The sequence below is a fragment of the Pirellulales bacterium genome (assembly GCA_035939775.1).
Taxonomy (GTDB): domain Bacteria; phylum Planctomycetota; class Planctomycetia; order Pirellulales; family DATAWG01; genus DASZFO01.
The window spans coordinates 1-16,558 of the sequence record DASZFO010000312.1 but is presented as its reverse complement, the minus strand read 5'-3'; the positions used below and the strand labels follow the sequence as shown (position 1 = coordinate 16,558).

Genomic DNA, 16,558 nt, shown 5'->3' with positions numbered 1-16,558 from the left:
CGACGTGCGCCAATGACAGACCACTCTCCTGAATCTCACAATCACATTGCCCAGCGCCCCGACACCAAGGGCAAGGCCCTCCTGTCGTTGGCGACCGCGGTGGTTGTCGCCTGGTTTGCGCTCTGGTTCGGGTGCCTGATTCTGCCGGGACAATCGCAGCTATCGATCCGCGAACGCGCCTTTGGGTTGGGATTCGTCTTTGCGGCCGGCTCGGCCTTTCTTTGGGGTCGTCATGTGACGCGCGCCCAGCGGAAGGCCCTCCAATACGTTGACCAACTCAGCCGCATGGACGCGCGCGAGCTGTCCCAGGCCGCGATGTCGGTCGAAGCTGCCTTGCCGCCGACAAATCCCTGGTTTGCGGTGACGCGGAATTCGGCCGAGCGGTTCGGCGCCCTCGCCGAACGGTTGCGCGAATCCGAGCAAGCGCGGTCAGCGCTCGAGATTCGGCTGCGACGCAACGCGGCCCGCCAAAAGCAGCTCGAAACGATGCTCGTCGATTTGCCGCAGCCGCTGCTGGCGATCAACGCGTTTGACGAGCTGATTCTGGCCAACGCCAGCGCCGAGAAGCTATTTCTAATCGAGGGAAAACCCTCGACGGGAAAGCCGTTGGCAAGCTTGCTCCGCTGCGAACGACTTGTGGATCTGCTGACTGAGACGCGACGGAGGAAGGCCCCTTCCCAGCGAACCGGCGAGGTTGAGTTGCTGGACGACGCCGGGAATTCACGGTGGTTTGCCATCGTCGCGCGAAGTCTCGCACTCGATGATCGCGGCGGCGCGTTCAGCAAGCCGTCACCGGGGGCCTTCGCCGTGCTCCGCGACATCAGCGAACTCAAATCGGGCCAGAAGCGCTATGCGGAGTTTGTCTCGGCTGTGAGCCATGAAATGAAGTCGCCGCTGTCGGGGATCAAGGCGTATGTGGAATTGCTGGCCGATTGCGATCCGGCGGATTCGGCGATCCGCGAGGACTTCCTCAGTGTGATCGACGGCCAGGCCAATCGCTTGCAACGGCTGATCGACAATCTACTCAACATAGCCCGCATCGAAGCGGGCGTCATCGACGTCTCGAAGAAGAGCATTTCGTTGAATGAACTGCTCGGCGAGGCGCTCGATATTGTCCGACCTTCGGCCGTTGCGAAGCAGATCCAGCTCGCCGCCGAATTCAGCCCAATGTATCTCGCCGTGCTCGCCGACCGAGACATGCTCATGCAGGCCGCGATCAATTTGCTTTCCAATGCGATCAAGTACACTCCCACGGGAGGCGCGGTCACGTTGCGCAGCCGGACAGTCGACGACCAGGTCGCGTTCGAGGTGAACGACACGGGGGTTGGGCTGAGCGAAGACGACAAAGTGAAGGTGTTCGAGAAGTTTTACCGCGTCAAGAAGGATCGAGGCATGGCTCAGGGAACCGGCCTCGGGCTGCCGCTGGCGAAGCACATCGTCGAAGACGTGCATGGCGGCCGAATCGCGGTCGAAAGCACGCCGGGCGCCGGAAGCATGTTCACGGTTTCGCTCCCGGCCGCCGCCCAGCTTGTTTAAGCGACGGTGCGACACGGCCGAGGGCGCGATCGGTTGAAGGATAAGGTGTGAAATGACCAAGCAGATTTTGCTTTGCGACGATGAGATCGCGATCCTGCGGGCAGCGGAGTTCAAGCTCAAGGGAGCCGGACTCAAGGTGCGCTGCGCCAGCAATGGCGAAGACGCCTGGCGCGAGATCGAGCGCTGCCTGCCCGATCTGGTGGTCACCGACCTGCAAATGCCCTTGCTTGACGGCTTCGGACTTTGCCGGCGGATTCGCGGGAGCCCGCTCACGCGCCATTTGCCGATCATCATGCTGACGGCCAAAGGTTTCGAGCTATCACCGGCCGAGAGCACCGAGAAATACGGCCTTTTCAAGCTGATGGTCAAGCCCTTCAGTCCGCGGGAGCTGCTGCGCACCGTCGAACAGGGTTTACAGCAGACGGATTCGGACGCCGGCGGTCGCGGCCATGCTTCTCTCGCGCCCGTCAGCGAGCACCCATTGTCTGCCGAGGATGCGGCAAGCGCTCCGCCGAGGCGCCGCCGCTTATGAATCTTCCCACTGAAGTGTTCGGCAACGTGGCCGTGGTGCATGCCCCGGACGAAGTCGGCGAAGAGCAAGCGGCAGCCCTGATCGGCTTTTGTGCGGGGCTCGGCCAATCGCGGATCGTCCTCGACCTCGACGGCACCGAGTTGCTCGAGAGCGCGGGACTGACGGCGTTTCTCGACGCGCAAGACCAGCTTCGCACTAACGAGGGCGATTTGAAGATTGCTACGACTAACGGCGTCAATCGCAAGATTCTGGAAATCACGCGACTCGATCAGCAACTCGAAGTTTTCGAAAGCGTGATCGACGCGGTAAAAAGCTTCAGGGGCTAGGGACGGGGGATTCGGGTTCGGAGAGGCCGAACGGAATCGCTCCAGATCGATGTGGAACACCAAGACTTGTATGCGACTGCCTGCAGGGCAATAGGTTATTCGAATCCCGAATCCCGAGCCGCGATCCTCATGTCCATCGAAGCGCCACAACGCCTCGGCACGCTGCTGCTCGACAGAGGATATTTGTCGATCGATGCGCTCGAGCAAGCGCTTTCCCATCAGCAGGGGAGCAGCGAAGGGAAGTTGCTCGGTGAAATCCTCGTCGAATTGGACGTCTGCACCGAGGAGCAGATCGTCGAGTGTCTGGCGGCCGAATATGGCGTGCCCTATGCCAAGCTCGAGACGCGGCTGTACGATCCCAACGTCGTCGAGATTCTGCCGCGCGACTACATCGAAGCGAATCTCGTCTTGCCGCTGTTCCTGGTGCGCGACACGCTGACCGTCGCCGTCGCCGAACCGTCGAATCTATTCTTGATCGAGGAGTTGCGTAACGTCACGCGGCGGCAAATCCAGATCGTCGCCGCCACGCCCCGCGACATCCGCCGGATGCTCACGGGCCTGCCGAATTCGAAGGTGTTCGTCATCGACGACATCATCGAAGACTCCGAGGCGGCCGACGTCCATTTGATCGAGGAGGCGATCGAAGATATCGGCGACGTCGAGGAGATCGCCGGCCAATCGCCGGTGATCCGCCTCGTGAATTTCATCATCTACTCGGCCGCCAAGGAGGGCGCGAGCGATATTCAGATCGAGCCGGCGGAGCGCTGCCTGCGCGTGCGCAACCGGGTGGATGGGCGGCTGTACAAAACTCTCGAGGTCCCTCTGCACTTGCTCGGGGCCGTGACCAGCCGTATCAAGATCATGGCTTCGATGGATATCAGCGAGCGCCGGTTGCCACAAGATGGCCGCGTTCACGTGATGCTCGACAGCCGCAAGATCGACCTCCGCGTCAGCACGTTCCCCACGACGCGCGGGGAAAAGACGGTCATCCGAATTCTCGACACCAAGAGCGTCTCGCTCAATCTGCAGGACCTCGGGTTTCTCGAGGACGTGTTGACGGACTTTCAGGAATCGATCCGCGCTCCAAACGGGATTATTCTCGTCACCGGCCCGACCGGCAGCGGCAAATCGACCACGCTTTACGCCGCGCTCAACTCGATCAGCTCGATGGACAACAACATTTGCACGGTCGAGGACCCGATTGAATACCATCTGCCGTTGATCAACCAATTCCAGGTGCAGGAGAAGGTCGGGCTGACGTTTTCCAAGGCCCTGCGAACGCTTTTGCGGCAAGATCCCGATGTGATTATGGTCGGCGAAATCCGCGACGAGGAAACCGCTCGAACCGCGATTCAAGCGGCGCTCACCGGCCATCTGGTTTTCAGCACCTTGCACACGAATAGTGCCTGCTCGGCCGTCACTCGGCTGGTCAACATGGGTGTCGAGCCGTATTTGATCGCCGCCGCGCTGAACGCCGTGTTGGCGCAGCGGCTCGTGCGGCGAACCTGCTCGAAATGCCGGCAGAGCTACGAGCCGCCGCGGACAGTTCGCAAGGCGCTGGAACGGATGGGCTGCGAGATTCCCGAGTTCTTCCGCGGAGTTGGTTGCCGGCATTGCCGCAACACGGGCTTTAGCGGGCGGATCGGCATCCACGAATTGCTGCTGCTCAATGAAGAGCTGCGCGACGCGATCGCCTCGAGGGCGCCGCTCCAGACGCTCGAAGAATTGGCCCGCCGGCGCGGAATGGTCACGCTCCGCCAAGATGGCTTCCGCAAAGTCCGCGAGGGGATCACGACGGTCGAGGAAGTGTTCCACGTGGCCGGAGAAACGCGCGAGGCCGCGGCCGAAAGTGCAATGTAAAGTAGCAGGCAAACTCCGCGTGCCGTCCGCTCCGCGCTGCCGCGAAACACGCCGCCAGTGCACGAAAGAGAAGAGGTCCTAAGTCTGCCATGACCATGACCTTCCAATACCGCATCCGCGATACGCTGGGAAACGTCGTCGACGGCCAGCTCGAGGCCGCCGGTGTCGATGAGGCCACGCTGCAACTCCGCCGCAACGGCTTTCTCATCTTGAAGCTCGACGAACTGGACGACGGCGGGCTGTTTCCGCGCCGCGTGACGAAGAACGAAATCATCTACGTCACCAGCCAGTTGGCCGTGATGGTCGACACGGGCATTACGCTCTCGGCCGCACTCGGCGGAATTCTTGGCCAGGAGCAGAATCCGAGCCTCCGCCGAGTGCTCGCGGATCTCAAATCGGTCGTCGAATCGGGAGATGATTTCTCCACCGCGCTGGCCAAGTATCCGAAGCTGTTCGATAAGACCTACGTCTCGCTCGTTCGCGCCAGCGAAGCAACCGGCACGCTCGGCCAAATGCTCGACCGGATTGCCGGCTACCTTCGCAAGGAATTGGACACGCGACTCAAGGTCCGCGCCGCGCTGGCCTACCCGACCGTGATGTTGGTCGTCGCCGTGGCCGTGACGATCTTCCTGTTGACGTATGTGCTGCCGAAATTCACTCCGCTCTTCAACCGCCGCGGGATTCAGTTGCCCAGCTCGACCGTGTTCATGATGGGCCTATCCAACGTGCTGATCGATTACTGGCCGTTCTGGCTTGCCGGTTGTGTAGCGCTCGCGGCGGGGTTCTTGTTCGGGAAACGAACCGAGCGGGGAAAGCAAATCTGGGACGGATTCAAGATTCACGCTCCGCTCAGCGGGGCCATGCTGCGCAAAGTGATTATCAGCCGCAGCATTCGCACGCTGGGCACCATGGTGGCGAGCGGCGTTCCCGTGCTCGATGCGATTCGCCTCTGCGCCGACGTGGCGGGGAATTTCTACTATGAACGGCTGTGGCTGCAGGTGCTCGACCAGGTCACGTGCGGCAAACAGATCTGTGAGGCACTGGCCGGCAACCCGCTCTTCCCCCCGATGCTGGTCCAGATGATCTCGACCGGCGAAGAGACCGGTAAGTTGGATATTGTGTTGGAGCGAGTGAGCACGTATTACGATCATGAGGTCGAATCGTCGCTCAGAACCGTGACCAGCATGATCGAACCGATCATGATCACGGTCATGGGAGTGGTGGTTGGCGGAATTGCCATGTCGTTATTGCTGCCCATTTTCTCGCTCAGCCGGACGCCGGGGTGAATAGTCCAAATGCCGGTGGTCTGCCGTAAGTCATTATCGTAAAGTGGTATATGCCAATTCTAAACGGGAGATGTTGGGCGAATCAAATCCGGCGAACAGAATCCGTTTCCCACCTGTCTCTGCACCGAAAGAATCTTCCAAAATCTTTCGGCGTTGGCGTCAAAATGCTTGACGCCCTTTGAGGGAGAGTTTAGTATAGGCCTTAGCTTAAGCCCACCGAAACGAGGCACTGCGGAGTAGCAGGTCCAGGCCGGGTGAAGCGTTCGGCAATAGAACAGGTAAAGTCTCATGAATTTCCAAGTCCGCGCCGCGGGAACGCAGAGCGCGACTCGCCAGGATCTCTTTCCTGTGACTTGGTGTTGTCGGACTTGAGCCAACTCGATTCGATCCGGTTGGCCGGTTTAGCGCTGTGTTTTTTTCGCGGTTGCTCCGCGTCCATTGGCTTTGGCGGCTTGACTGCGCAGTCATCGTTCGGGGTTTCCGTTCGACTGGAAATCCAATGTTGAACGAGGTCCGTACGGCAGGCACCCGAGGGCAATCAACGTCCTATCGTGCCGCCCCGAATCAGCTCACTTGCTTCGGTCGGCTTTGAGAACCAACGCTGATTTGCCCGCGTCGCTGAAGCCTCGGCGATCGGGCATCTAATGCGCATCCGTGCAATGGCGCGGTGTCGCGGTCAGGCCGATCGGCATTCTTAGGGCGCGGAAGGCGGCACTTGCCGTTTCCATTCTGATGTTCCCTGTCTGCCACGTCGCGCAGATGTCGGCCGCCGAACGCAAAAACACCACACCAGCCTCACGTTGAAGGAATCAATTTATGAAGCACATAGACGATTACGCAAAACAAGACACAAAAAGCCCTGTCCGTTCCAGATCGGTCGGTTCGCCGGCGTTCATTGCGCTCGCGGCGATTTGCGCCGCGGTCGTCCCATCGGCGACGCATGCCGGAACGATCTCATACAGCGTAACCATGAGTTCCGACTATTCATTGCTGTTGAATCCCAACAATGCGTCGGTCGACAAACAAGTGTCGCAAAAATCCTCGACGGTCGTGGCCACTGCCAACAACAATCCGGTCCTGGACATCACCAATACGTCCTCAACGGCTGTAATCACCGATGTCAAGATGACGCTCACGGACCCGGATAGTGTTTTCGATGCGTTGAAGGTCCTGCAAAGTCCGCCAGGCGCCATGCCCCAATCCCCGTTTACGACGAACATTTGGGGTGGCTCGACTCAATCGATCGATATCAAGCTGCCGACGGCGCTCGCGCCCAATCAATCGCTCATCTTCGCGGTGAATCTGGCGCCGATGGGGGGCTTTCCCAATCACTCTTGGGATCCCGGCTTCGAAAACATCTTTTTTCAAGATCCGCCGACCATTAACACGAACGCCAATCTGATGATCAGCTACAACGATCCAACGCAGGCGGGCGACCCCGCGGGAACCTTGACGAACGCTTTGCCCGCTTTGTCCAGTATGACTCCTCTGGTTACTGTAACCTCGCTATGTTGCAGCACGCCCTCGACATCCGTGCTATCGACTTCGTTCAGCACCACACCGGTTCCCGAACCGGGGAGCGTCGTGCTGATGTTGCTCGGGTCGCTGCCGCTGGGATTGCCGGTTTGGCGAAAGTGCCGTTGGGCCGCCGCCGGGCAACGTTGAAATTCGAGGAAAGCTGATTTGAAACGCCAGGAAAGCTCAGGTTCATCCGTTTCAGATTGGACACTTCATTTACGCATCCCCCGGATTGATTAGACCTTACCGATTTTCATTCCTTCAGGTTTGCCCACCTGTTCTTCCCGCTTCGGTTCGCCCCAGCCGGCCAAACGCCACCGCAATTGCGAGCTTTGCGCGAATCTATGCTGGCTCCGGCATTCTTGCCGCCTGTGCGGAATCTTCCATCTATGCCGAAAAAATCGAAAAATCGGCAAGAGCCGGTCGTAACGGTGCCGATACGTTGGTAAGCCGGGGTGTTTGTTCACTCCGGCCGGGGAGTCCGACGCACAGTCTATGCCGGCTCCTCCAGGCAATTTGGCGCGGGCGGTCGTTTCGCGCCAACCGACGTCGCTCGACGAACAAGGGGGGATTCCATGACCAGGATGGTGCGTCAACTCTATACCGCGGCTCTCGTCGCCGGTTTCGGTTTGCCAGCCGTTATCGCCCGGGCCGCCGATCCGCAAACCTATTGGCCCGATGATTCGACCTCGCGCGTCCAGTTGGTATCCGCGACCGAAGAGACGCCGCAGCGGGCTGATGAGTCCGCCGTCCGTCTGGCCGATCCGCGCGATGCGGACGCAAATCCCGCCGATTCCAATCCTAGCCGCTCGGCCACGTACCCGCCCAAAAAGCCGGCTAAGAAACCGGCGGCCAAACCGGCCCAAAAGACTTTCACGGGCACTCCCGATCTCCAGAGCGATCAGTCAACAATAACGGGACAGCAACCCGCTGCCAGCGTTCGCCGCAAACCGCAAACCGCGCAATCTCAGCCGCGCTCGGGAAGCGTCGCTCGCCGCGATTCTCAACTGACGGCGCATTACGCCGCCGAGGGCGAGAGCCCCGAAACGCTGAGAAAGCCCGTGGCGCCGCCGGCCGCTCCTCCCGAGTCCGGCGTGGAAACGAGTCCGGGCGAAAGCTGCGGGGCATGCGAGTCCTGCTGCGATTGCCCTGTCTGGTGCGGCGGCCTTGACTATCTCTATTTGCGGCCGCATTTCGGCAACGATCTGGCCATGCACCAATTGACCGCCACGACCACCACCGGCGTCAACGGCGCCGTGACGACGGATGATCGGGCAATCGACTTCAACTACGATTACGACAGCGACATGCGATTCTTCGTGGGCCGGCACGTCGGCTGCGGTGAATTGCGATTTGCCTACACTCACATCCAAGGAGATGCGAACGTGTCGGGCACTGCCGACGGCGGCTTCGCCAGCGGCAGCGGCGTCGCGTTCACGGGTCTCGGGGGAACGCAAATCAGCGACGCCGGCGAATCGGTCGTCGCCACGAGCCATCTGCTGCTCAATCTCTACGACATCGATTATCTGCAACACCTCGATCTACCGGGTTGTTGCGGCGCCGGATGGGATGTGCAATGGGGATTTGGCGTCAGGATTGCCGACATCGGGCGCACGATCGACGAATTCGATCCGGTTGAAACCGTCAATCTCAGCTCGACGTTCGTGGGCGCCGGGCCGCGGGTCGATTTTCAAGCCCTGCGGAATCTGTGGGGGAGCAATTTTGGTCTGTTCTTCAATGCCGACGCGGGCTTGCTCGTCGGCCATTACCGCAGCGCGTTCCGGGAGACGACTCCCGGCATCTTGCAGAACACCGTCACGACGCAGGAGAACGACCTGACCCGCGCCGTGCCGAATGCAGAATTGTCGCTCGGCATCAGTTGGCGGCCCACCTGCCGCACGACAATCACCAGCGGCTGGATGGTCGAAGCATTCACCGACGCGGTCGGCAGCACCGCCAACACGGGCGGCTGCACCACGTGCAGTATGATCAATCCGCTAGCCGGCTCGGGGAACATCCTGTCGTTCGACGGCGCCTTCATCCGGATGGAGCACTGCTTCTAACGAGTTGCACTCAATATCCGGCCGTTGGAGACGCGGCCGGAATCGCTACTCCGCGGAGCGATTCGGGCACCGGGCCGTAGCCGCGGGCGATGGCTTCGCGGAGGATCGATTCGGTGGCGCTCGCGCCGATTCGAGTGGCCCCCGCGGCGCGGCAGCGAAGCAATTCGTCCAGAGTGCGAATGCCGCCCGCCGCTTTGATTTGCACGGATTTGGCCGAGTGCTCGCGCATCAGCCGCAGATGGTGCTCCGTCGCGCCTTTGTAGTTGTATGAGCCGTCCGGCTGCTTGACGAAGCCGTAGCCGGTCGAGGTTTTCACGAAGGCGACCTGGTGCTCGGAGCAAATTTCGCAGAGCCGAATGATGTGCGAGTCAAGCAAGTAATCGTTCTCGAAGATCACTTTCAGACGCACCCCGCGGTCGACGCAGGCCTCGTTGATCGCTTTGAGTTCAGCCGACACCTCATTCCACTGTCCACCGAGCACCTTGCCGATATTGACAACAATGTCGATCTCGGCCGCCCCTTCGATGATCGCCCACTCGGCTTCGGCGAGCTTGAGATCGGTGTGGCTGTTTCCATGTGGGAAGCCGGCCACCGCGCAGACCAGCACCTCCGTGCCGGCGAGCAGTTCGGCGGCCTGAGGCACGCTATACGGTTTGACGCACGCGCTCGCCACGTCGAACTCTCGGGCCAGCAGGCAGCCGGCCTTGATTTGCTCGTCGGTCATCGTGGGATGCAGCAGCGAGTGGTCGATCATCTTCGCCAGGTCGCGAAAGGTTGGATTCATCGGGTTCGTTCCTGTCAAATGCCTTAAAATCGGGTGGCGGCCTAAATCGGGGTAGGTCCCGCCTGCCGGGCGGGACCGGTCCGGCTCGGCAAGCCGGACTTACTTGGACCATCGCTATCGCAAGAAATTCCGCAGATACGTTGCAGTTTGCCGTAGCGCGGCGACGCGGCGCTCGGGCGTTTGCTCGTAGGCCCTATCCTCGACTTCAACGCAAACCGGGCCATTATAGCCGGAGTCGCCGAGCACGGAGAAGAATCGGCCCCAGTCGATATCGCCCAGGCCGGGGAGCTTCGGCCGATGATATTCGTGCGGAGTGGCGAGAATTCCGACGTCGTCGATTCGCTCGCGATCCACCCGAACGTCTTTGGCATGCACGTGGACCAGGCGGTCGGCAAACTCACGAATCGGCTTGAGGTAATCCATCTGCTGCCAGACCATGTGCGATGGGTCGTAGTTCAAGCCGAAACTGGCGCTCGGGATCGCTGCAAACATCCGCCGCCAAATCGCCGGCGAGACCGCCAGGTTCTTTCCCGATGGCCATTCGTCGCCCGTGAAATACATCGGGCAATTCTCGATCCCGATCCGCACGCCGCGCTCTTCGGCCAATCGCACCAGCGGCGGCCAGACCTCCAAAAACCGCGGCCAGTTTTCGTCGACAGACTTCCGCGGATCGCGGCCCACGAACGTGTTCACGACGCCGACTTCCAACAGCGCCGCCGCGGCAATCACCTTCCGCAAATGCTCGACCGCTCGCTCCGATTCAGCCCGATCGGCAGAGAGCGGATTAGGATAATAGCCCAGCCCGCTGATCGCGACGCCCCGCTGGACCATTACGTTGCGAACGCGCGCGGCATCGACCGGCGCGAATTCGCTCACATCGACATGCGTCACCCCGGCGTATCTCCGTTCGGCCTTACCCGTCGGCCAGCACATCAACTCGACGCAATCATACCGTTGCGCCACCGCCAAATCAGCGACCTGCTCAAGCGACAGATCAGGCACAATCGCACTAACGAATCCGAGTTGCATAGTTCGCTCGCGAAACGCCGTTCAGAAGTCGCCAATCGTCGGCCACCAAACTCGGCCACGGTTAATGTACCGTCCCGGCATCGCTCGCAACAGACTGGTGACTGCCTTGTTTGGAGCGACGACGGAGAAACCAGCGGGAAGCCCTGCAACTTGGCCCCGAGAGGACGCGAGGCCGGCCCGTAGCGGATCGCGTCGTGCAATCCGCCGATTCGCGTGTGCTGGGCGGCAGCGGCCTTGCTCATCAGCGGAGATTGAGCAAGCGATGGTCGACTGCTCGGAGAATACTTTTCTGCGGCTCTCTAAACTTCGGCCGTCCAATCGTCGCCCGTCTCCTTGTGAACGAGACCGCTGAGGACAACCCGGCGTTTCGTGCCTGCCAGATTCGGCTTGGCGGCGTCGCGCTCGAGCAGGCCCTTGTTCGCGATGATCCCGAGCGCGCGGGCAAACACCTTTCGATGGACTTCAAGCGGTAAGCGATAGATCGCGCTCGTGGGATTCGTGCCCTCGCGCGCGGGCAGCATGTTCGACACGCCCAGCAATTCAATCGGTGAACTCTGCGCTTGTGCTCTCGATCCGGGGCCGCCCGGATAACCGTTTTCTTTCAAGTAGGCGATCAGGATCAGACGGAAAAACAGGCCGATGGAAAGCGACGACGGACCCACGGCGTCCGCGTAGTATGGTCGGCAGACGTCGTCCAGCCAGGCATCGAAACCGGCTTCTTCGAGCGCCTGGTTGATCCGTTGGCAAAACGCTCGATCGTCGCCAAAGCGAATTCCGCTGATCGGAACTGCGGGCCTAGTTTGCGTCGGGGCGTAGTCTTGGGCAACCATATTGGATTTCTCTCCTTAGCGCGAGACCGTCAAGAGATGGGGAGTCGAATCGGCTCGGCTCGCGGCGGGGGATGGTTTTGTTGTCCGCGAACCACGGTCCCGGCGCTACTAAGCTCTATGCAACGAGTGCGCCATTCGCGCGACCGCGACGGAACACCCACCGGCGTGGTGCTTTAGAGCGAATCCCCGTGATCAGTCGGCCGTCCGCGCTGTTGCACTTCACAAGGATGCGATTGCAGAACGCACATTCCCGATGTGCTTAGAAACTCGGGACTCGATTGAGTGGCCGCAGCGTCGCCGCATTTGCCGAGTTCGTGCGCCGAACCTTGATTCCGGTCTCTCGGATTGCAAGCCGCAAAGCGGCCCTTGCAGATTGCACGCTTCTCGCGGATCGCCTGCGTGGCGATTTTCTTGAGTAACGCTCGTGCGCCTCGCGACTTAGACGAAAGGCGAATTCGCGGCACGCGCGTTGCGTTAATTCGGTGTTCGTTTCGATCACTTCGATCCCGCTGCGCTCCAAGGAGTTTACCAATGGACCTTGCGATTTGGCTCCCAGCCATGTTTGCGTTGGGGGTCGTGATGATGGGAGTGTGTCTGCTCTTTCTGAAAGCTTGCGAACACATTTAAGGCGACGAACCATGCTCATTTATGTCACGGCCGGAATTGCCCTGTTTCTGTTCATTTACTTGTGGGTGGCGATGATCCGCCCCGAGTGGTTCTGATTTCCAGGCGGATTTCCCCCAACCAACAGGAGTTCGGACGATGTGGACCCTTCCCATTTCGATTCTGATCGCGACCACGATTCTCGCGGTCCCGCTGAGCCGCTACCTGGCGTGGATCATGAACGGGAAGTACCGCGCGCCGGGAGTTCTTCGCTGGTTCGAATCCCGGCTGAACAGCGGCCCGCAGAATTGGATTCAATACACCGCGTCGATGCTGATCTTCAACACGGTGCTGTTTCTCTTCGGCTTCGCGGTCTTGTCGCTCCAGCCGTTCATGCCGCTTAACACCTTGAATCGTGGCATGCTCGAGCCCACGACAATCTTTCACAGCGTCGTCTCGTTCATGACGAATACGGATCTCCAGCACTATTCCGGGGATCAACATTTTTCCAACTTTAGCCAGATCTTTTTTTGCCTCGCAAATTTTTTCCTGTCCGCATCGATCGGTTTTTGCGGTCTGACGGCCATCATTCGAGCTTTCCGCAGCGATCCGCACGTCGGCAATTTCTTCGTCGATATGTGGCGGGTCGTCATGTATATGTTTTTGCCTGTTTCGCTGCTCCTCGGCGTCGTGTTTCTGCAACAAGGCAGCCCGATGACCTACGATTGCGCCAAGACCGTCTCGACGCTTGAGCCAGGCGCCATGGGCACGACCGACAAGGGAGAAGCCAAACCGCAAACGATTGTGGTAGGTCCGCTAGCGGCCTTCGTTCCCATGAAGCAACTCGGGACAAACGGCGGCGGGTTCTTCGGAATGAATTCTGCCCATCCGTTTGAAAACCCTACCGCGGTGACGAATTGGCTCTCCTGCATCGCCATGATGCTCTTTCCTTTCGCGCTGGTGCTGATGTACGGACGAATGCTGGGACGCTTGCGCCACGGCTGGGTGATTTTCTCGGTGATGATGACGCTGATGATCGCGACCATCGCCTGGTCGGTCTATTTCGACACGCTCAAGCCGAACCCCGCGTTCACCGGCAATAAAACCGCGCAGAACTATGAAATCTCCGACCCGAAAGCAGACGGCGGGAAACGGACTCTGACGGTGCCCATGGTTCCCGCCCTGCCCGTCGAGCAGCATTTAGGAAACCTGGAAGGCAAAGAGATGCGGTTCGGCACGTCGGCCGGCGCGACCTTCGCCGCGCTGACGGTGGACGTGACCGACGGCGCCGTGAACTGCGAGCACGATAGTCTCAATCCCGTAGCGGCGCTGTCACCGATGGTGGGGATGTGGCTCAACTGCATCTTCGGCGGCAAGGGGGTCGGCATGATCAACATGCTGCTCTACATCATCGTCGGCATTTTCGTCGCCGGCCAGATGGTCGGACGAACGCCCGAATACTTGGGCAAGAAGATCGACCGCCGCGAGGTAGCGCTGGCCCTGATTGCCCTGCTGGTCCATCCGATCATGATCCTCGGACCGACAGGCCTGTTCGCCGCGACAAGCTGGGGTCAGAAGGCCACGAGCAATCCGGGGCCGCACGGATTCTCGCAGATCATGTATCAGTTCTCGTCCGCATCCGCCAACAACGGTTCGGCATTCGACGGACTCGGCGTTACCTACGGGGCGAACGACAACACGAATCCGTCGCCCACTGCGGTCCAGTTCGATATCGCAACGGGGCTAGTGATCATCATCAGCCGATTCCTGCCGATCATCGCGCCGATTGCGATGGCGGCTTACCTCGGGTCGAAAAAGTCGGCCCCCTTTGGCCTCGGAACTTTGCGCGACGACACGCCAACTTTCGGTTTCATGTTGTGTGGCGTGATCCTAATCGTCGGCGCGCTGCTGTTCCTGCCGATCGCAGCGCTCGGGCCGCTGGCCGAACACTTGGGACCGATTCCCTTCGGCGGCTGATCGCCGAGGTTTGAAGACGAGTCATGCAAATCCATTCTTCATTGCGTTCGACGCTCTAAGGAGTGCTCTCCATGGCGAAAGCTATGCCTACCGGATCGATGGCGACTGCCCCTTCGTTTCAACAAGACCCGGGCCTGCCGCGCCGCGCTCGGCGGCGTCCGCTGCTCACCGCCGAAACGGGCTGGGCCGCGCTGAAGCAATCGTTCGTCATGCTCCGCCCGGACATCCAGTGGAAGAACCCAGTGATGTTCGTGGTCGAGGTCGGGGCGTTTCTGACGCTCGCGTTTCTCATTGAAAAGTGGGTGGAACAGGGAATCACGGCTGCGATGTATTTCATCGTGCTTGACATCTGGCTCTTTCTGACGGTGCTGTTCGCCAACTTCGCCACCGCATTGGCCGAGGCGCGCGGAAGGGCGCAGGCCGAGTCGTTGCGCCGAACCCGCCGCGATACGACGGCCTATCGTCTTCGCGCAGGCGAAGGCATCGAAGAGGTTTCGTCGATGGAACTGCGGACCGGCGACCGGGTCGTCATTGAAGCCGGGCAGGTTATTCCCGGCGACGGCGAGATCATCGAAGGAATCGCGTCGATCGACGAATCCGCGATCACCGGCGAATCGGCCCCCGTCATTCGTGAATCGGGCGGCGACCGCTCGGGTGTCACAGGTGGCACGACGGTCATCTCCGACCGGATCATTGTTCGCATCACCAGCGGCGCCGGCGAATCGTTTCTGGATCGGATGATCGCGTTAGTGGAAGGGGCCATTCGGCAACGCAGTCCAAACGAGATCGCGCTCACTTTGGCACTCTCCGCCTTGACGCTAATTTTCCTGATCGTGGTCATCCCGCTATGGCCGATGGCGCTGCAAGCCGAGCAATACATGACGAGCTACCTCGGGCTTTCGGATGCATTGCACAGTCTTGGAACCGATGTGCCGACGTTGGTCGCCCTGCTGGTCTGCCTCATTCCCACGACCATCGGTGCGCTCCTGGCCGCGATCGGCATCGCCGGCATGGAGCGGGCGTTGCAAGCGAATATCATCGCCAAGAGCGGCAAGGCGGTCGAGTTGGCCGGCGACGTGGATATCGTGCTTCTGGACAAGACCGGAACGATCACGGTCGGCAATCGCCATGCAACGCAGTTCTTGGCGATCGGCAATCACTCGAGCGAAGAACTGGGCCGGTTGGCGGCGCTGGCTTCGGCCGCCGACGAGACGCCCGAGGGAAAGAGCATCGTCAAGCTCTACGAGGGGCAATCCAAAGGTCACGCCGACACGCCTTCCAGCGCCAAGTTCGTCGCGTTTTCCGCGCAAACGCGGATGAGCGGCGTCGATTTCGACGACGGTCGGCGGATTCGCAAAGGAGCGCCCGACGCGATCGCGAAGTTTGTCCAAGCGGAGCGCGGCATGGTGCCGACGGAAATGACGAAAGTGGTTGAGCGCATTGCATCCGAAGGCGCCACTCCGCTGGCCGTCTGCGAGGGAAATCAGATCAAGGGCATCGTCGTGCTCGAAGACATATTGAAGCCGGCCATGGAACAGCGGTTTGAGCGGCTGCGGAAGATGGGGCTACGGACTGTCATGATCACCGGCGACAATCCGCTCACCGCGGCCACGATCGCCAAGCGAGCGGGAGTTGACGATTTCGTTGCCCAAGCGACTCCGGAAACGAAGCTCGAATACCTGCGCAAACAGCAGGCTGAGGGAAAGCTCGTCGCCATGATGGGGGACGGCACGAACGACGCTCCGGCGCTCGCTCAGGCCGACGTCGCCCTGGCCATGAATGCCGGCACGCAGGCGGCGAAAGAAGCGGCCAACATGGTCGATCTCGACAGCGACCCGACGAAGCTGATCGAGGTGGTGGAAATCGGCAAGCAACTTCTGATGACTCGCGGCGCGCTGACGACCTTCTCGATCGCCAACGACGTGGCAAAGTATTTCGCCATTATCCCGGCGCTGTTCGCCGGCACGCTGCCGTGGCTGAAGAAGATCGACATCATGTATCTGCATACGCCGACCTCGGCCATCCTGTCGGCAGTGATCTTTAACGCCTTGATCATCCCGGCCTTGATTCCGGTGGCGCTGCGAGGGGTCAAGTATCAACCGCTGGGGGCCGATGCGCTGCTGCGAAAGAACCTGCTGATTTGGGGTCTCGGCGGCGTGATCCTGCCCTTTATCGGCATCAAATTAATCGACGTCGTGATTTACCCGATGATGG

At 60.4% G+C, this 16,558-nt stretch carries 12 protein-coding genes; 9 read left to right on the top strand and 3 right to left on the bottom strand.

Annotated features, from left to right (window positions below):
- The first annotated feature begins 12 nt into the window (after positions 1-12).
- The 7 genes from VGY55_19530 to VGY55_19500 all read left to right on the top strand — a co-directional run bounded on the left by VGY55_19530 (position 13) and on the right by VGY55_19500 (position 9,121).
- The gene (locus VGY55_19530) at positions 13-1,536 is read left to right on the top strand and encodes a PAS domain-containing sensor histidine kinase (GenBank protein ID HEV2972174.1); all 1,524 of its coding nucleotides are present in this window, start codon (positions 13-15) and stop codon (positions 1,534-1,536) included.
- 52 nt (positions 1,537-1,588) lie between these two features.
- On the top strand, positions 1,589-2,068 hold the full coding sequence (locus VGY55_19525) for a response regulator (protein ID HEV2972173.1): 480 nt from the start codon (positions 1,589-1,591) through the stop codon (positions 2,066-2,068).
- A complete protein-coding gene (locus tag VGY55_19520) occupies positions 2,065-2,394 on the top strand; it encodes an STAS domain-containing protein (GenBank protein HEV2972172.1) in 330 nt (109 codons plus the stop codon). Before VGY55_19525 ends, VGY55_19520 begins: the two co-directional genes overlap by 4 nt.
- A 129-nt stretch (positions 2,395-2,523) precedes the next feature.
- A complete protein-coding gene (locus tag VGY55_19515; GenBank protein ID HEV2972171.1) occupies positions 2,524-4,254 on the top strand; it encodes an ATPase, T2SS/T4P/T4SS family in 1,731 nt (576 codons plus the stop codon).
- Positions 4,255-4,343: 89 nt separating this feature from the next.
- Positions 4,344-5,540: a type II secretion system F family protein gene (locus VGY55_19510; protein HEV2972170.1), complete on the top strand. Its 1,197-nt coding sequence runs from the start codon at positions 4,344-4,346 to the stop codon at positions 5,538-5,540.
- A gap of 816 nt (positions 5,541-6,356) precedes the next feature.
- Positions 6,357-7,205: a hypothetical protein gene (locus VGY55_19505; GenBank protein HEV2972169.1), complete on the top strand. Its 849-nt coding sequence runs from the start codon at positions 6,357-6,359 to the stop codon at positions 7,203-7,205.
- A gap of 428 nt (positions 7,206-7,633) precedes the next feature.
- Positions 7,634-9,121 carry an Lpg1974 family pore-forming outer membrane protein gene (locus VGY55_19500; GenBank protein ID HEV2972168.1) on the top strand — a complete coding sequence of 496 codons (1,488 nt, stop codon included), beginning with the start codon at positions 7,634-7,636 and terminating at the stop codon, positions 9,119-9,121.
- Positions 9,122-9,131: 10 nt separating this feature from the next.
- Here the strand turns inward: VGY55_19500 and deoC are convergent, their stop codons facing one another.
- The 3 genes from deoC to VGY55_19485 all read right to left on the bottom strand — a co-directional run bounded on the left by deoC (position 9,132) and on the right by VGY55_19485 (position 11,764).
- Positions 9,132-9,905, bottom strand: coding sequence for a deoxyribose-phosphate aldolase (gene deoC / locus VGY55_19495; protein ID HEV2972167.1), 774 nt, complete (start codon positions 9,903-9,905; stop codon positions 9,132-9,134).
- Positions 9,906-10,019: 114 nt separating this feature from the next.
- Positions 10,020-10,934 (bottom strand): sugar phosphate isomerase/epimerase, encoded by a 915-nt coding sequence (locus VGY55_19490; protein ID HEV2972166.1) that lies wholly within the window; start codon positions 10,932-10,934, stop codon positions 10,020-10,022.
- Positions 10,935-11,233: 299 nt separating this feature from the next.
- Positions 11,234-11,764 carry a hypothetical protein gene (locus tag VGY55_19485; GenBank protein ID HEV2972165.1) on the bottom strand — a complete coding sequence of 177 codons (531 nt, stop codon included), beginning with the start codon at positions 11,762-11,764 and terminating at the stop codon, positions 11,234-11,236.
- A 762-nt stretch (positions 11,765-12,526) separates the two neighbouring features.
- On the opposite strand from VGY55_19485, the gene kdpA reads away from it, so the two are divergent.
- Together kdpA and kdpB are read left to right on the top strand one after the other, a co-directional pair.
- Complete coding sequence (gene kdpA, locus VGY55_19480; protein HEV2972164.1) at positions 12,527-14,344, top strand: potassium-transporting ATPase subunit KdpA; 1,818 nt, start codon at positions 12,527-12,529, stop codon at positions 14,342-14,344.
- Between the two features lie 71 nt (positions 14,345-14,415).
- Positions 14,416-16,558 (top strand): potassium-transporting ATPase subunit KdpB (kdpB, locus tag VGY55_19475; protein ID HEV2972163.1); only part of this gene is annotated, 2,143 nt, incomplete at its 3' end.